Annotated in this window: 16 protein-coding genes and 1 pseudogene; 12 read left to right on the top strand and 5 right to left on the bottom strand. The window is 34.5% G+C overall.

Going from position 1 to position 16,744, the window contains the following annotated elements; translation table 11 throughout:
* Window positions 1-194: 194 nt before the first annotated feature.
* Window positions 195-2,537, top strand: a complete 2,343-nt coding sequence (locus J2Y60_RS09705) for a glycoside hydrolase family 127 protein (RefSeq protein WP_309916955.1) — start codon at window positions 195-197, stop codon at window positions 2,535-2,537.
* Between the two features lie 124 nt (window positions 2,538-2,661).
* On the opposite strand, the gene J2Y60_RS09700 is transcribed toward J2Y60_RS09705, so the two are convergent.
* Window positions 2,662-3,180, bottom strand: a complete 519-nt coding sequence (locus J2Y60_RS09700; RefSeq protein ID WP_309916953.1) for a hypothetical protein — start codon at window positions 3,178-3,180, stop codon at window positions 2,662-2,664.
* 195 nt (window positions 3,181-3,375) lie between these two features.
* Between J2Y60_RS09700 and J2Y60_RS09695 the strand changes: the two genes are divergently transcribed.
* From J2Y60_RS09695 to J2Y60_RS09650, 10 genes are all read left to right on the top strand, one after another.
* A complete protein-coding gene (locus J2Y60_RS09695) occupies window positions 3,376-4,167 on the top strand; it encodes a cyanophycinase (protein ID WP_309916951.1) in 792 nt (263 codons plus the stop codon).
* Between the two features lie 162 nt (window positions 4,168-4,329).
* Window positions 4,330-4,920: a TetR/AcrR family transcriptional regulator gene (locus J2Y60_RS09690; protein WP_309959048.1), complete on the top strand. Its 591-nt coding sequence runs from the start codon at window positions 4,330-4,332 to the stop codon at window positions 4,918-4,920.
* Between the two features lie 69 nt (window positions 4,921-4,989).
* Entirely contained in the window at window positions 4,990-5,451 is a 462-nt protein-coding gene (locus J2Y60_RS09685) for a hypothetical protein (protein WP_309916945.1), read from the top strand.
* Between the two features lies 1 nt (window position 5,452).
* On the top strand, window positions 5,453-5,773 hold the full coding sequence (locus J2Y60_RS09680) for a DUF3817 domain-containing protein (RefSeq protein ID WP_309916941.1): 321 nt from the start codon (window positions 5,453-5,455) through the stop codon (window positions 5,771-5,773).
* A 128-nt stretch (window positions 5,774-5,901) separates the two neighbouring features.
* Window positions 5,902-6,228 (top strand): metalloregulator ArsR/SmtB family transcription factor, encoded by a 327-nt coding sequence (locus J2Y60_RS09675; protein WP_309916937.1) that lies wholly within the window; start codon window positions 5,902-5,904, stop codon window positions 6,226-6,228.
* A gap of 59 nt (window positions 6,229-6,287) precedes the next feature.
* Window positions 6,288-6,926 carry a DUF1275 family protein gene (locus J2Y60_RS09670; protein WP_309916935.1) on the top strand — a complete coding sequence of 213 codons (639 nt, stop codon included), beginning with the start codon at window positions 6,288-6,290 and terminating at the stop codon, window positions 6,924-6,926.
* Between the two features lie 63 nt (window positions 6,927-6,989).
* Entirely contained in the window at window positions 6,990-8,402 is a 1,413-nt protein-coding gene (locus J2Y60_RS09665) for an MBL fold metallo-hydrolase (RefSeq protein ID WP_309916932.1), read from the top strand.
* An 18-nt stretch (window positions 8,403-8,420) separates the two neighbouring features.
* Complete coding sequence (locus tag J2Y60_RS09660) at window positions 8,421-8,987, top strand: YeeE/YedE thiosulfate transporter family protein (protein WP_309916929.1); 567 nt, start codon at window positions 8,421-8,423, stop codon at window positions 8,985-8,987.
* Window positions 8,988-8,991: 4 nt separating this feature from the next.
* Entirely contained in the window at window positions 8,992-9,480 is a 489-nt protein-coding gene (locus J2Y60_RS09655; protein WP_309916925.1) for a DUF6691 family protein, read from the top strand.
* Window positions 9,481-9,597: 117 nt separating this feature from the next.
* A complete protein-coding gene (locus J2Y60_RS09650) occupies window positions 9,598-10,476 on the top strand; it encodes an AraC family transcriptional regulator (RefSeq protein ID WP_309916923.1) in 879 nt (292 codons plus the stop codon).
* Here J2Y60_RS09650 and J2Y60_RS09645 read toward each other — a convergent pair.
* The gene (locus J2Y60_RS09645) at window positions 10,473-10,736 is read right to left on the bottom strand and encodes a (2Fe-2S) ferredoxin domain-containing protein (RefSeq protein ID WP_309916920.1); all 264 of its coding nucleotides are present in this window, start codon (window positions 10,734-10,736) and stop codon (window positions 10,473-10,475) included. The genes J2Y60_RS09650 and J2Y60_RS09645 overlap by 4 nt on opposite strands.
* Before the next feature lie 197 nt (window positions 10,737-10,933).
* Between J2Y60_RS09645 and J2Y60_RS09640 the strand changes: the two genes are divergently transcribed.
* Window positions 10,934-12,952: a glycoside hydrolase family 3 N-terminal domain-containing protein gene (locus J2Y60_RS09640; protein WP_309916917.1), complete on the top strand. Its 2,019-nt coding sequence runs from the start codon at window positions 10,934-10,936 to the stop codon at window positions 12,950-12,952.
* Window positions 12,953-13,300: 348 nt separating this feature from the next.
* On the opposite strand, the gene J2Y60_RS09635 is transcribed toward J2Y60_RS09640, so the two are convergent.
* From J2Y60_RS09635 to aroB, 3 genes and pseudogenes are all read right to left on the bottom strand, one after another.
* Window positions 13,301-14,671 carry an alkaline phosphatase family protein gene (locus J2Y60_RS09635; RefSeq protein WP_309916914.1) on the bottom strand — a complete coding sequence of 457 codons (1,371 nt, stop codon included), beginning with the start codon at window positions 14,669-14,671 and terminating at the stop codon, window positions 13,301-13,303.
* A 148-nt stretch (window positions 14,672-14,819) separates the two neighbouring features.
* A complete protein-coding gene (gene eboE / locus J2Y60_RS09630) occupies window positions 14,820-16,031 on the bottom strand; it encodes a metabolite traffic protein EboE (RefSeq protein ID WP_309916910.1) in 1,212 nt (403 codons plus the stop codon).
* A gap of 6 nt (window positions 16,032-16,037) precedes the next feature.
* Window positions 16,038-16,649 (bottom strand): annotated as a pseudogene (gene aroB, locus J2Y60_RS09625) (3-dehydroquinate synthase); the annotation flags it as partial.
* Between the last annotated feature and the right edge of the window lie 95 nt (window positions 16,650-16,744).

Raw genomic sequence — 16,744 nt, 5'->3', positions numbered from 1 at the left:
GACTTAAGTCCCTCGTTATGGATGTGGTGCTTAACAGCCTTGTTTTTACAAGTAAAAACTTATATTTATAAAAGCGTAATTATATTTGTGTCAAAAATACACATTTTAAATGTGGACGATTTTTACCAAAGTCCAATTTTTAATCCATGAACAATACAATGTCTATCAAACACTTTTCTCTATTCTTGTTTTTCATGAGCATTTTAACAACAAGTTATGCTCAACAAGAAACGTCTTCTACTACTCCAAAGCTTCAAAGTTTTCCTTTACAAGCTGTTCGTTTGCAAGCAGGACCATTTTTGAATGCACAGCAGGTAGATATGAAATATATCATTGCCTTAAATCCTGATAGACTGTTAGCTCCATATCGCATAGATGCAGGCTTGCCATTAAAAGCAGAACGATATGGAAACTGGGAAAATTCTGGATTAGATGGACACATCGGAGGACACTATTTATCAGCCTTGGCGTTGATGTACGCTTCCACCAATAACCCTGAAATGCAAAAAAGACTAAACTACATGGTTTCTGAATTGGCTTTATGTCAAGAAAAAAATGGAGATGGTTATGTTGGAGGTATTCCACAGGGAAAAGTATTTTGGTCGAGGATTGCCAAAGGAGATTTAGATGGTAGCGGATTTGGGTTGAACAATACTTGGGTGCCTTTGTATAATATCCATAAATTATTTGCAGGATTATACGATGCCTATACGATAGGAGGTAATAAACAAGCCTTAACGGTTTTGGTAAAATTAGGCGATTGGTTTGCTGGTACGATTCAAAACTTGAATGAAGTTCAAATCCAAAAGATGCTTCAAACAGAACATGGTGGAATGAATGAAGTGTATGCAGAGTTGTATGAAATTACGAAAGAAAAAAAATATTTAGAGATAGCCCAGAAGATTTCTCATCGTGCTATTTTAAATCCCCTCTTAGCACAAAAAGATGCGCTGACAGGCTTGCATGCTAATACGCAAATCCCGAAAGTGATTGGTTTTCAGCGTATAGCAAGTTTGACGAATAACCAAGATTGGGCTAATGCCGCTAATTTTTTCTGGGAAAATGTTAGCTCAAAACGCAGTGTTTCTTTTGGCGGAAATAGTTTCAGAGAACATTTTAATCCTGTTAATGATTTTACGCCAATGTTAGAATCTAATCAAGGACCAGAAACTTGTAATTCCTATAATATGCTCAAACTGACTAAATCTTTGTTTTTGTCAGAACCTAAAGCCAGTTATATGGATTTCTTTGAACGTACTTTATACAACCATATTTTGTCTTCTCAACATCCTACTAAAGGAGGTTTTGTATATTTTACGCCTATTCGTCCTCGTCACTACCGTGTTTATTCACAACCTCAAGAAGGCTTTTGGTGTTGTGTCGGCTCAGGATTAGAAAATCATGGGAAGTATGGTGAAATGATTTATGCCCATACCGACAAAGATTTATATGTAAACCTCTTTATGGCTTCAACGTTGAATTGGAAAGAAAAAGGAATAGTACTTACCCAAAATACCCAGTTCCCTAATACTTCAAATTCAGAGATTAGCTTAAAACTTACAAAGCCACAGACCTTTACGCTTTTTGTTCGTTATCCCAAATGGGTAAAAGAGAATGCTTTTCAAGTAAAAGTTAATGGCAAAGCCTTTGTGGTGAATGAAAAGCCTTCTTCGTTTATTGCCATCAATAGAACTTGGAAATCAGGGGATAAAGTATCGCTAACTTTCCCGATGGAAACTACTGCTGAAACACTTCCAGATGGTTCATCTTGGGTTTCTTTTCTACATGGCCCGATTGTATTAGCAGCCAAAACAGATACCACAGACCTAAAAGGGCTTTTTGCGGATGCCAGTCGTATGGGACATGAAGCATCAGGGAAGTTATATCCTTTAGACGAAGCACCGATTTTGGTAAGTAATTCAAATGAATACTTATCTAAAATACAGCCTATCAAAAATACAGCTTTACAGTTTTCAATGGGTGATGCACTTTATCCAAGCAAATACCAATTACTCACCTTAATTCCTTTTTATCAATTGCACGATGCCCGTTATATGATGTATTTTCCAGTAATGAATCAAGAACAATTGGCTGGTAAAATTCAGGAAATAAAGGAAAAAGAAGAATTGAAATTAGCATTGGAACAGAAAACCATAGACCAAATAGCTTTAGGAGAACAACAACCCGAAGCCGACCATCATTTTCAAGGAAATCAATCAAACACAGGAGGAGAATTAGGTGCTTTTTGGAGAAGCACTACCGATTGGATTAGCTATGATTTAAGAAATACTGAGCAGACTGCTAAGAAATTAAGAGTTACTGTAGGGAATGAAAATAAAGTAAGAGAATTCGATATTGTTATCAATGGTGAGTTGTTTAAAACGATTCAACTAGAAGCAAAAAAGTCGAGAAAGCCATCTGATATTGATTATGAATTGCCACAAGCATTGAATACAAAAGCTATCAATATCAAGTTTGTAGCTAAAAATAAACAGAGTACTGGGGCAATTTATAGTATTAGATTACTGAAGGAATAATGTATTTTCTTCAAAATCTCTGATTTGAATCGGCTTGAGAAAATAATATTTTGGATAAATGTAGCGGTAACCCTTGCGGTTACCGCTACATTTTGCTCTTGGTAGTTTTACTAACGATTTGTGCTTATTTCTTTCGTTTTTCTTCATTCATATTTTTCCATATTTCAATATCACTGTCAAATTCTTCTTCATCATCTGAAGGGGGATATTCAACTTGTATGGACGTTTTTGTTGCGTTTGTCAATTCGATAATTAGTTTTTCCACTTCAAAAGCTTTATCATAATTGTCAATTAAGCTACCATTCTTTAATAGCTTTTTTTCTTCAACAGATATTCCAAAAATAATTTTTTCATCGAATGTAAATTTTAATATTATGTGATTTACTTCTTTTTTTAAATTATCTCCAATATAAAAAGCAAATCCATAGTTTCTATGGATAAGACCATAATCAATTACTTCTGTTAAAGTCCTAATTGATGTCCAAGTTTCTTCTACATCATACTGCTCATTTTTGTATACAAAAATTTCTTGCTTTTCTCTGTTTTCAATTTTATCTCTGTAAGAAAAATAGTCTAAAAACTTTTCAACGGTTACTTTGTCTCTCTGTTTTGAAAGCCCGTAAATATCATAATAGGGTGGCATAACTTTTCCTTCTCTTTTTTTAGTGATTTTTACATTGTTAGAATAACAATCTATTCAACTCTCTAAAGTATCATTTTAATTTTTAATATAAAACTCAGAGATAAGAAACCTCAAACAGAATATCTTTATACTATTTTTTACAAATTACATTTACGATATTGTAAGAAAATACTTCAACAAATAATTCTTACAAACATGCTTCTAAAAATTCTATCAATCATTTTATTGTGTTCGGGCTTGACTTATGCTCAAGAACGTTTAATTATTATCGGAGGGGGAAAACGTCCTGCCGATGTATTGACAAAATTCATTGAATTAAGTGGTAAAGACCAAGGCGAGATATTAATCATTACTTGGGCAAGTGGCGAACAAGAGGCCAGTTTTGAATCTATCAAAAAAGATATTTCAGCATTATCTCCTATTAAAGTCGTTCATGCCCCAGTTTCTCCGTTGACAGTAGAGTCTAAAGAGGTGTTGTTAAGTCAATTAAAAACGGCTAAAGGCGTTTTCTTTACAGGAGGCGACCAAGTTAGGATTATGAAGGTGTTGGAAGACGAAAGTTTATTCAAGGCTATGCACGAACGTTATCACAAACAAATCGTTTTTGCTGGTACTAGTGCAGGAACAGCCATCATGTCTGAAAAGATGATTACGGGCGAAGGTAAACTGGATGTAATTGACGGTTCGCAGGTTGAAACTAAAAAAGGCTTAGGATTATTACCCAATGTAATTGTAGATCAACATTTTGTAAAGAGACAACGAGAGAATCGCTTAATGGGCTTGATTCTTCAAAATCCAACTTTATTGGGAATTGGTATAGATGAAAACACAGCTGTATACGTACAAGACAATAAATTAGCTGAAGTACTAGGCGAAAGTCAGGTGTTGATTTTTGATACCCAACAAAAGAAGAATGAAATGAAAATGTACTTTTTGAAAAAGGGAGATAAATTTGATTTAGTAAAGAAGAGTAAGCTTAAAATATAGCTGACTATAATTTAAATATTATTGAGGAATTGACCCTTGAACATGAAGGTTTTAACTTTGATGTTCAAGGGTTTTTAATTTTCAGACTATCAGAACTAAAGAGTTTTTTCAATAAATCAGCCATCTTTGTATCACCAAATAAGATTAATTAGAAATAGTAATATGGGAAAAGCTGCTGAAACACGAATGACAATCCTACAAAAAGCCTTTGAGTTGATTTATATCAATGGCTATCAGGCTACAAGTATTGACGATATTATTGCTACTACTAAAGTAACAAAGGGGGCTTTTTTTTATCACTTTAAAAATAAAGAAGAAATGGGGCTTGCTGTCATTAACGAAATGATGCAGCAAACGATGGGAAAAATGTTATTAGAGCCACTTTTGACGGCTGAAAACCCATTAATGGCTATTTATCACATGATGGAATATTTATTAATGCAAGAACCTTATTTACAAATTAAGTATGGTTGTCCTACTAACAACCTGATTCAAGAAATGGCTCCTTTGAATGAAAACTTTGGCAAAGCACTTACTAAAATTATGGATGATGTTTTGCAAAGTATTGAGAAAGCTGTTGAAAGAGCAAAATCTTTGGACTTGGTAAGGGCAGATGTTAATAGTAAACAAGTCGCAATCTTCGTTTCTGCTAGCTATGGAGGTATCAGAAATTTAGGAAAATTATATGAGAACGCTGATTATTATCGAGCCTATTTAAATGAGTTAAAAAACTATTTGAATCGACTAGAATAATTTTTACCCAAAAACATACCATTTGGTATGTTTTTGGGTATCTTTGCAGTATTAAAACTGAAAATATCAATGCATATACTCTTATTTATTCATTCTCTGTTAAGGTGGCTAGTCTTAATCAGCATCATTTATGCGATATTGAGGGCTTACCTTGGTTTAAAAAATCAAACTACTTTTTCTAAAACAGATAATTCAGTCCGACATTGGACAGCTACTATTGCTCATATCCAATTGGTTGTTGGGATTAATCTTTATATTAAAAGCCCAACAGTTAAATATTTTTTAAGTAATTTTAAGCAGGCTATTCAGCACTTAGAATTTACTTTTTTCGGTTTAATACATATCCTTTTAATGTCGATTGCCATCATAGTTTTAACCATTGGCTCGGCATTAGCAAAACGTAGAAAAAACGATGAAGTTAAATATAAGACAATGTTAGTTTGGTTTTCATTAGCTTTATTCATCATTTTCATAGCCATTCCTTGGCCATTTTCTCCTTTAGCACATAGACCATTTTTTAGACAATTTTAAGATGAAAACATTATTATCGACCAATATTGGGCGTTTGCGCATCATTGCTTTTCTTGAAGGAGTATCATTTTTATTATTACTTTTTATCGCTACGCCGATGAAATATTATTTTGATAGTCCAGCAGGAACAAAAATACTTGGACCTATTCATGGGGCATTATTTATCCTTTTCATTTTAAATGCTTTAAGTGTGGGTGTAGAAGAAAACTGGAAGTTTTCGACCACAACTTGGAAGGTCTTAGTAGCCAGTATTTTACCGTTTGGTACTTTTTATATTGACCATAAAATTTTAAAAGATATTCAAAAAAGTAAAGAAGGTTAAGTATGGTTTTTATCGAACAAATCAACAAATTTACAGTACAATTTACCTAAATGGCATCGAATTGAACAATTCTTTACTTATATATGAAAATATTATCATATATTTGTATTGTGATTAACAAGACAGCAATGGAAATATTAGAAAACACCCCTAAAGAAAGATTTCAAGCTAGTAAACAGAAAATGGAGAAGGCTGCCTATATCTTAAAGACTGTGGCACACCCTGTTCGTTTAGCCATTATAGAGTTGCTCAATCAGCAAGGCGAAATGGGAGTAAATGATATTTGTAAAGCCTTAGATTGTGAACAATCGCTTATTTCTCATCACCTGATTAATATGAAACTCCGTGGAATACTTCAATCTCATAAAGATGGACTGAATGTATATTATGATTTGAAGGAGAAGGAAATCGTAAAACTATTGCAATGCATTGAGAATTGTGATTGTAATATGTAAGATTTTTGACATTTATATATGATAGAAACAACATATATTAATTTTTAATACCACCATTAATGATTAGTCGAAGAACATATATATCCTCATTTTCATTTTCGTTTGTTTCGGGAATTATTAATATTTTGGGCATACAATTTTTAGGATTAGTAGTAACAAATATCACGGGGCATTATAGCACAAGTATTTTATTAAATAAAACAGAAACTAATAAAGATATTCTTATTACGTGTTCGTATGTTTTTATGTATTGGTTAGGGTCCTTTTGGACTTCCTCATGTTTTTATTATGGTAAAAAGACCAATAAAACGTATGTGAAAATATTCCCAATTTTTCTAAATCTGACTATTCTGTTATATGCACTTTGGTCACAGCACTTAATTATTTGGCTACTTTTTTTAGTGTCCAGCACACAAAATGCATTAGGGGCTAATCATAGCGACAATCAGATTCGAGCTTCACAGATTACAGGTGTTGTAATGGCTTCAGGGCTTGATATGGCCAAGTATTTTTTTGGAGGGTTTTCAGCAGATTGTAGAAAAGATTTTTTGAAAGCTTTCAGTGTTAAAATGCTGAATATTATAGGATTCATAGTCGGGGGAATCGCTTCCTTTTTTTATAGTTCACTCTCCATTTTGTGGTTGCCAGTTGCATTCTATTGTATCGTTTCAGTGCTAATTCTAAAGAAAAAACTTTAAGTATTTAATATTATTTATCAATAATCAATAAACTAATACATTTCATTGATGTATTCATTAACAATGATAGTAGAACAAATTTATACAGGCTGTTTAGCACAAGGTGCTTATTATATTCAATCAGAAGGTGAAGTTGCCATTATTGATCCTCTTCGTGAAGTACAACCTTATATTGCGAAGGCTGCTAGAAATAATGCAAAAATTAAATATATTTTTGAAACCCATTTTCATGCAGATTTTGTATCAGGGCATTTAGATTTATCTCGCCAAACGGGTGCTTCTATTGTTTATGGCCCAAATGCCAATCCTAGTTTCGATTGTATTGTCGCAGAAGATGGTCAGGTATTTCAAATTGGAAAAGTAAGTATCAAAGTTCTGCATACGCCAGGACATACGATGGAGTCTGCATGTTTTTTACTAACAGATGAGAACGATCATCAACATTGTCTGTTTTCTGGAGATACCCTTTTTATTGGGGATGTTGGTCGTCCAGATTTAGCTCAGAAATTGGGAAGTATCACGACAAACGATTTAGCAGGTTTTTTATATGATTCGTTAAGAAATAAAATAATGACATTGCCAGATGATTTAATTATTTTTCCTGCGCATGGTGCTGGCTCGGCTTGTGGTAAAAATATGAGCAAAGAAACTTTTGACACACTGGGTAATCAGAAAGCGACTAACTATGCTTTGAAAGAACAAACCAAAGAAGAATTTATTGCAGCAGTAACGGATGGCTTGTTGCCTCCCCCATATTATTTCCCTAAAAACGTAATGATGAACAAAACAGGTATCAAAACGATGAAGGAAATTGTCAATAATGTACAGGCTTTATCGGTAGAAGCCTTTGAGGCGGCTGCCAATGAAACTGGAGCTGTTGTGTTGGATACTCGTTCAGCACAAGTATTCAAAGATGCGTTTATTCCTAATTCAATTAATATTGGTATCAAAGGGGATTTTGCTCCGTGGATTGGCACTTTGATTACTGACATCGAACAAGAAATTCTGTTTATTGCAGATGAAGAAAATATCGATGATGTTGTTACACGTCTTTCACGAGTTGGTTACGACAATGTGATTGGTTATTTGGAAGGTGGTATCGAGGCTTGGATAAAGGCAGGTAAAGAAACAGATAGTATAGAATCTATATCAGCGACTGAATTTGCTAAAAGATTTGAAGAAGCTAACGGGCAATTAATTGTGAAGGATGTTCGTAAGCAAACAGAGTATACAGCCGAGCATATTGACGAAGCTATGAATATTCCTTTAGCGGTATTAAGTGATAACATGGCTGAATTTTCAAAAACAAAGACCAATTACATTCATTGTGCGGGGGGATATCGTTCTATGATGGCAAGCTCTATTTTAAAAGCCCGAGGTTTTGATAATGTAGTAGATGTGGCTGGAGGTTTTAATGAGATTGCTAAAACAGCTGTTCCTACAACAGATTTTGTATGTCCTTCTAAATTAAAATAATATTTAACATCGAGAAAAATGATAGAATTAATTCGTCAGCCTTGGCATTGGGCAGTTGCCGGAGTACTAATTGGTCTAACCGTACCCACTTTGCTCATCATTGGGAATAAATCTTTTGGGATTTCATCGTCTCTACGTCATATCTGTGCAGCTTGTTTTCCTGCTAATATTTCTTTCTTCAAATATGATTGGAAGAAAGAAATATGGAATTTGTTTTTTGTAGCAGGCGTATTAATTGGAGGTTTTATCGCTACCAATTTTTTATCCAATCCCAATACAATTGTTATCAGTGAACAAACGGTTACGGATTTGAAAGCTTTGGGTATTACAGATTTTTCAAACTTAATGCCTGCTGATTTATTTAACGTTGACAATATTTTTACTTTGAAAGGCTTCTTCTTTTTTATATTGGGTGGTTTTATGGTTGGTTTTGGAACAAGATATGCAGGCGGTTGTACTTCTGGACATGCTATCATGGGTTTATCAACCCTACAGCTTCCGTCATTAATTGCTACTATTTCATTTATGATTGGGGGCTTTTTGATGACATTCCTGCTGTTACCTCTTATCTTTAACCTTTTCTAAGACCATGCAAAAACAAGATGTTTTAATGAATGAAGAGTTTGTGTGTGATGCACCAAACGAACAAATTAAAAAAGAATCCTTCGCTAGCAACTTTAAATATATGCTAGTAGGTATCATCTTTGGGATAGTATTCGTGAAAGCTGAAATAGTTTCATGGTTCAGAATACAAGAGATGTTTCGGTTACAATCATTTTTTATGTATGGTGTGATTGGTATGGCTGTGATAGTAGGAATGACTTCTGTATTTCTAATTAAGAAATTTAAGATAAAAACACTTTCTGGCGAAAAAATCATTTTCCATGATAAGGTATTCAATAAAGGGCAAATCTATGGAGGCTTAATTTTTGGCTTGGGTTGGGCTATTACTGGTGCTTGTCCAGGGCCATTGTTCGCTCAAATCGGTAGCGGTTTTGCGGTAGTAAGTGTCACTTTAATAAGTGCTATTGCTGGTACGTGGGTGTACGGATATTTAAGAGATAAATTACCGCATTAAGTTTCATTATATGACTAAAGGATTTTTAGACTTGAGGACTAAAAGTGCTTAAAGTGATACAGCTATAAAATCCTTTAGTCCTCAAGTCCTTCATCTTAAAGTCCCCCAAAATCATTCATGAAAAAACCAATTCCAATCATCACCATCGAGCAACTAAATAGTTGTGGTACACATATCATGATGAATATGGATATTAGAAGATTGGAGGTTCATGCTAAAACATTGACTCCTGCTGATTTTCCGCATAGACATGATTTTTATAATTTGATTTATATAAAAAGAGGGTCGGGTACTCATGATATTGATTTCAGGCATTACGAGGTAGTACCGCACCAACTTTTTTTAATGAATGAAGGGCAGGTACATGAATGGAACCTTAGTGATGATATTGAAGGGTATTCCTTTTTCTTTAAGAAAGAATTCTATGAAGTAGATGAAAATAATCTTTCCTTGAATGGATTACCCTTTTTCAACAATAGTCCGAATGATGAACCAATGGTTATTTTTGATGAGTCAACAGGCAAAGTAATTGAAGCTCTTTTTGAAGAAATTATTCAAGAATATTCCGATAAAAAAGCACATTATGAATCTTACATCAAAACGATTCTTAAGCAAATTCTAATACAGGCACTGAGGGTATATCAACCCAATTACAAAGACGATACTTCTACATTAAGCATTTCAAAATTCAAAACTTTTGAAATCTTAATAGAAGGATATTACCTAAAATACAAATCTGTGAAAGACTATGCCAGTCAACTGAACATCACCGCTAATTACCTGAATGCTATTTGTAATAAAATAGTAGGGAGAACTGCTGGAGAGCTAATCCGCGACCGTATTATTTTGGAAGCCAAAAGGCTTTTATTGCATTCAAGTATGTCTATTTGCGAAATCGCCTATCACCTTGGTTATGACGATTGCTCATATTTTATAAGGGTGTTCAAAAAAGATGTTCATCAAACGCCCGAGCAATTCAGGCTGTTGAATCGTTAATTAGTTAAAATCATCTCCTTGAAAATCTTCTCGGCTTTCCACATCGAAACCTCAGTAAACCATTTGTTTTGTGGTTGAAAGCATATAACTGGTGCTTGTTTACATCTGTCAGTACATTCTATTTTAAAAATCTCAACAGTATCTTTTAAGTCATTCTCTTTAATGGCTTCTTTAAAAATCTTACGCACTTCTTTGTGTTTTCCGCACTTGCTTCCATCACAAATAAAGATTGATTTCTCTGGGAATTTCGAGTCACTCATGGTTTTAAATATTAAGATTGTTTGTCATCTCTATATGATTATAAAATATAACTTTATTTATAAAAAATAAGTATAAATTAATAACAGTAGGCTTTATGAATTAAGCCTTTCGCTATGATAGAGCTTGTATTGAAGGGTAAATTAACTATAATAATGGTGATTGTTTCTAATTGGTTCATTAAAAATAAAGTTAAAATATGAATATTTACTTAAAAGTTACAGCAGTAGTGGTGTTTCAAACATTCTTTGTGGTAGGCTCAAATGCTCAGAAAATAATACAGCCCGAACTTGGCAATAGAAGTGTTAGCCTTTTGAAAGTAAAAAATCTGACATTTAAAGATTTAAACAAGAATGCTAAACTCGATAAATATGAAGACTGGCGATTGCCCATTGACTTGAGAGTAAAAGACTTGGTTGCTCAAATGACTTTAGAAGAGAAAATAGGGTTTATGATTATTAGTAGCACCCGTTTGGCTGGTGATTATTCTTTTCAACCTAATGCACCCAAAGCTGAAATTTCGAGTGGTTTTAATGAAGAAGATTTGATGCAACCCATCAATATGTTTACCCGTAAGCCTTTGCCAGTTCCTACTATGTCAGCCGCTGGAACAACAAAAGGCGTAATGAATTATCATCTACGTCATTTTATTTTAAGAGCGAATACCACTGCCAAAATCATGGCAGAATGGTCAAATAATCTGCAAGCATTATGCGAAACATCACGCCTTGGCATTCCTGCTATCGTTGCTTCCAATCCTCGTAATCATGTTACGATTGATGCCTCAATAGGACTGAGTGTAGGTACAACTGTTTTTTCAAAATGGCCCGGAGAATTAGGCTTGGCTGCTATGCGAGATTTAAAACTTACTCATGAATTTGCTGAAATAGCTAGTAAAGAATGGTCGTCTGTAGGCTTACGAAAAGGCTATATGTATATGGCAGATTTGTCTACCGAACCTCGTTGGCAACGGATTGAAGGCACTTTTGGTGAAAATGCTGATTTTACATCAAGCATGATTCGCGAAATTGTATTGGGTTTTCAAGGCAATAAATTGAATAAAAACTCAGTAGCTATGACTACCAAACATTTCCCAGGAGGTGGACCACAAGTTAGTGGGCAAGATTCCCATTTTGATTGGGGGAAAAATGCACATTATCCTGGCGGAATGTTTGAATACCATTTAAAGCCTTTTATAGCAGCCATTGCAGCAGGGACTTCGGCTATTATGCCTTATTATTCTGCCCCTAAAGGAGATGGATTTGAAGAAGTTGGATTTTCGTACAACAAAGCAATTATCCAAGATTTGCTAAGAAAAAAACTTGGGTTTAAAGGAATTATTAATTCAGATACAGGCCCTATTGATATGATGCCTTGGGGGGTAGAAAACTTGTCGATTCTACAGCGTTATCAAAAAGCGATTGATGCTGGGGTTGATATTTTCTCAGGAAGTGCAGACCCGTCTTTATTACTAGAAACAGTTAGAAAAGGCTTGGTTTCCGAAGAAAGAATCAATGAGTCGATTACTAGACTTTTGAAAGAAAAATTTGAATTAGGTCTTTTTGAAAACCCTTACGTTGATGTAGAAACAGCTGTAAAAACAGTTGGAAATACAGCTTTTCAGAAAAAAGCAGATTTAGCCCTGAGAAAATCTATCGTTTTATTGCGTAATGACACAAAGGTTTTGCCTATTACTAAAAAGACAAAAGTATATTTTGAGACATATTATGACAATGGTAGAAATCCCAATCCCATTACTGTTAATAAACCTAGTATTTCGAACCCTAATATTGAATTTGTAGGAAGCAAAGAAGAAGCAGATGTTGTTTTATTATGGCTAATTCCTAATGGTGGGAGTTTGTTTAGTTCGCAAGGAAAACCGATTGAATTGAGTTTATCCAAAAATAAAATAGATGTAGCCCATGTAAATGAAATTAGCAAGGCTAAGCCTACAGTGGTTGCCATTAACTTTACTAATCCTTGGGTAATTGATGAAATCGATGGTATAAACTTAAAAACAGTAATAGCGACATTTGGTACTACAACTGATGCACTTTTAGATGTAGTAAGTGGAGCATTTAACCCAACAGGTAAAATGCCTTTTACTACACCTGTTTCACAAAAAGCCGTTTCAGAAAATCAATCCGATGTGCCGGGATATTTAAAACCGAAAGGCTATGCGCTGTTTAAGTTTGGAGATGGAATTAGTTATAAATAATAAGGGATAGAAAATACGATATGTAGATATGTAAGAATAAATGTCGATTTGGCTTAAAGTGATGTTTTTATCTCCAAAAACATGAGTCATCCCGAATTTTAAAATCATAAAAAAGCGGTCGAAAAACTAATTTAGACCGCTTTTTTATGATTGACGGGCAACGAATTCCTACTGTTTGAGCGGAGCGAGTTTAGGAATTCTTGATTTTCTTTTGTTACTTTTCTTTCATCAAGGAAAGAAAAGTAAGGACTAGACGATAATCAAGTAGAAAACCTTACAAATTGTCTCCAAAACGCACAATTTTAGGAAAAATTCAGGATGACTTATGTAATAAAATATATGTTAATCTTATTTTGAAAACAAAGCTTCCCAAATTACATCATATACGTCGGTTGCTTGAATTTCGCCATCGCTTATTTTTTTATCAGAAATCAATACAGGATAATACTCTTTACCAATATTAATTCCTCCATGAGAGCCTTTTACAAGCGTCGCATCTAGTGGAATAACATCCATCAAATACCTGAATCCTAATAATTTACGGGCTAATTTATAGCCAGCTCTTAATTTGATAAATGGATTAGCAGGATTCATAAACATCTCTACAGGATCGTAGCCAGGTTTTCTATGAATATCTACTAAACGAGCATAATCAGGAGCTTTAGCATCATCTAACCAGTAATAGTAAGTAAACCAACTGTCGGCATCTGCCATTACAACTAAATCCCCAGCACGTTCGTGATTAAGGTGATGAGCCTTTTTACCTTCTTCGTCCAACACTAGAGCAATGCCTTTGGTATTTTCTAAAATACTTTTTACACGTGCTTCCTCAGTTTTATCATTGATATAAATATGAGCAATCTGATGGTCGGCAATAGCAAAAGCCTTTGAAACACCAGCATCTAATAATTCATAATCACGTTCTACTCTTACCGAAATCAAACCATTTTCTCGGAATATTCTATTGATATGGATAGGATTGTTCACACTATTGATACCATATTCAGATAGAATGATGATGTTAGTATCTTTTGCTTGGTAATGCGTTACCAAATCTTCCACTAGTTTATCTACCTCTCCCAATTCTTTATGGATTTTAGAAAAATCTACTCCATATTTTTGTAAGCAATAATCTAAATGAGGTAAGTAAATTAAACTTAAGGTTGGGTCATGCGCTTTGTCAACCCAGATAGACGCATCAGCAATCCACTTTGAAGATTTTATATTAGCATTCGGTCCCCAAAAACTAAATAATGGGAAAGTGCCTAAATCAGCTTGAAGTTTATCACGCAAATCTGCTGGTTGTGTATAACAATCGGGGGCTTTCACGCCATCAGCATGGTATTGTGGTCTTGGCGTTACAGAATAATCAGCCGAAGAATACATATTATACCACCAAAACATTTTAGAACAAGTAAAATTCGGGTCTTGACGCTTAGCAGCTTCCCAAATTTTTTCTGCCTTTACTATTTTGTTAGATTGCTTCCAGAATTTATGCTCATTGTCTTCACGGTCGTACCAGCCATTCCCAACAATGCCGTGGGTATCAGGGAATTTTCCTGTTACATAACAGCTTTGTGAAGTGGTAGTAACGGCAGGTAATACAGGTTTTATATGTGTAAGGTGATGCTCAGAAAGATATTTTTTAATGAATGGAGTATGTTCTCCAATGACACTAGTACTCAATCCGACTACATCAATGACTACTGTTTTTTGCATATTATTTTTTAGCTATCTGCTGTCAGTCGTCAGCTTTCAGCATTTTTGTTAGAAGTCAACTACTCATGGCATGACTTCAAGTCATGCCATGAGTAAATCTCCATTATATTATTAAGAAATAAAAAGCTCAAAGCTCACTTCTAATAGCTTACAATAAACTTTTCACCCAGCTAATCTCTCTAGCAATTGATTCATTCAGAGGGACTTGCACTTCAGGAGGTAGAACACCCCAAGTATAAGTTTCAATTTCTAAATGATTAGTAAAAGGTTTTTGTTTATGAATGGCTATGGTATCTACAATGTCTGATTGTGTTGAAGAAAGCTCTCCGTATTGTTCAATAAATAAAGGCACATGAAAATGTACTCGCCATTCTACGTATTTCTCTGGTGCAAATGCTTGAATAGCAAGGTTTAAATCTTGGTATTTTTCAAAAGTACCATCAGCTTTCTTAGCAACTACTTGGTGTAAATAGCTGACTTCATCGTACTGAGCAATGGCTTTTAATTTTGCCTCGGCATCTTTCGTAAAATCTACTTTAATAGCTGAGCTTATTTGAATTTTGCCAACAGCAATATTTGCTTTTGATAATTGCTTAACTACGATGGCAGGCTTTTCATAACTTACCGCAAAATGACAAACATCATAACATAATTGGATATGAGTATGTAAAATGTGTAATGTTTCGTCAGAAGAAATCCCTTTCTTTGCGAAAAATTCTATAGCGAGAGGTCTTAGATAGTCTTCATACCAAGTGATAAATTCGGTAGAATTTTCCAAGATACCATCTGGTTCTGGCTCAATATCTAAATGTAATGTTTTTCCTGTTGATTCTTTAAGCGCAATTAATTCATCAACTACCAAAAGCATATTTTGGGTAGCTAATGTAGTAGCATAATGAAGGCTTTCAGATGGAGTATGACTTTCAACTTTCCACCAAAAACGGTAGGAAAGTGGTGATGTCGAAATTCCTCCTTCGTTCATCTCAGCAGGTAAAAGTTTAGCCAACAACTTAAACATCCTGATAGTATATTGTACTCTGTCAACGGTTGTCCAGTCAGGGGCATGTACTTGGTCTTTTACTACTACGTCATGAAACCCACCATACGGAAAACCATTCATGGTAAATACATAGCAATCGTTTTCAGTCAACCATTGTTGAAAAGCCTTAAAGTTCTCTGCTTCGGATAAATCTATGCTCGCTTGATTAGCCAAACGCAAGCCTATACCCATCGAAGCATCTTTACTGACTGAATTTTTAATTTCAGGAATGCTACTTTGGAGTACTGAAAAATGGTGATTCCAGTCTACACCAGGATGAATATTACTACAATATGTTAAAAGTCCAAAGGCAGTTTGCATAATTTTTTATGAGCGTTTTTCGAGAAAATCTACTGCTTGTTTTACCAATTCGAAATCTATTTCGTGTACTTCTACTCCTTTTCCAAGACCTTCTAATAAAGTAATGGTTAGGCGACCGCCCAAATGTTCACGGAATTCATTAAGACCTTTCCAAAGATTAATTTTGTCATTTTCTGCTAAGGCAGGATGATATAAATCAAAGCCCAGATTTTCTAAAACCAACAAAATTCTATCCAAAGCATCTTCGCTAATCATGCCTTTTAAATAAGAATATACACAGTCGAGGGCAATGCCAATAGCTACGGCTTCGCCATGACGTATTTCAAAATTGGTAAGATATTCTAATTTATGAGCCGCCCAGTGACCAAAATCTAAAGGACGTGCAGAACCGCTTTCAAAAGGGTCACCACTAGAAATATGCTGTACATGGAGTTCAGCACAACGGAAAATATGCTCGTTCATAGACTCCTCATCTCTATGAGCCAACAAAACAGATTTGTTTTCTAGCCATTCAAAGAAGGTTATATCCTTGATAAGAGCCACTTTTACCGCTTCTGAAATACCCGAACGCCAGTCACGCTCGTCTAATGTTTTCAAAAAAGTACTATCATTAAATACGAGGTTCTCATAACATTTGTGCGAAAATTTACGGTTTTCAACTATTTCATTAGTTACAATACACCTTCTTTTGCTTTATTATAAACCTGAAAAGG

The sequence above is a fragment of the Arcicella sp. BE140 genome, from assembly GCF_031456255.1.
Taxonomy (GTDB): Bacteria; Bacteroidota; Bacteroidia; order Cytophagales; family Spirosomataceae; genus Arcicella; species Arcicella aquatica.
Note: the sequence above shows the minus strand (reverse complement) of the source record. Positions and strands in the feature narration are given on the sequence as shown.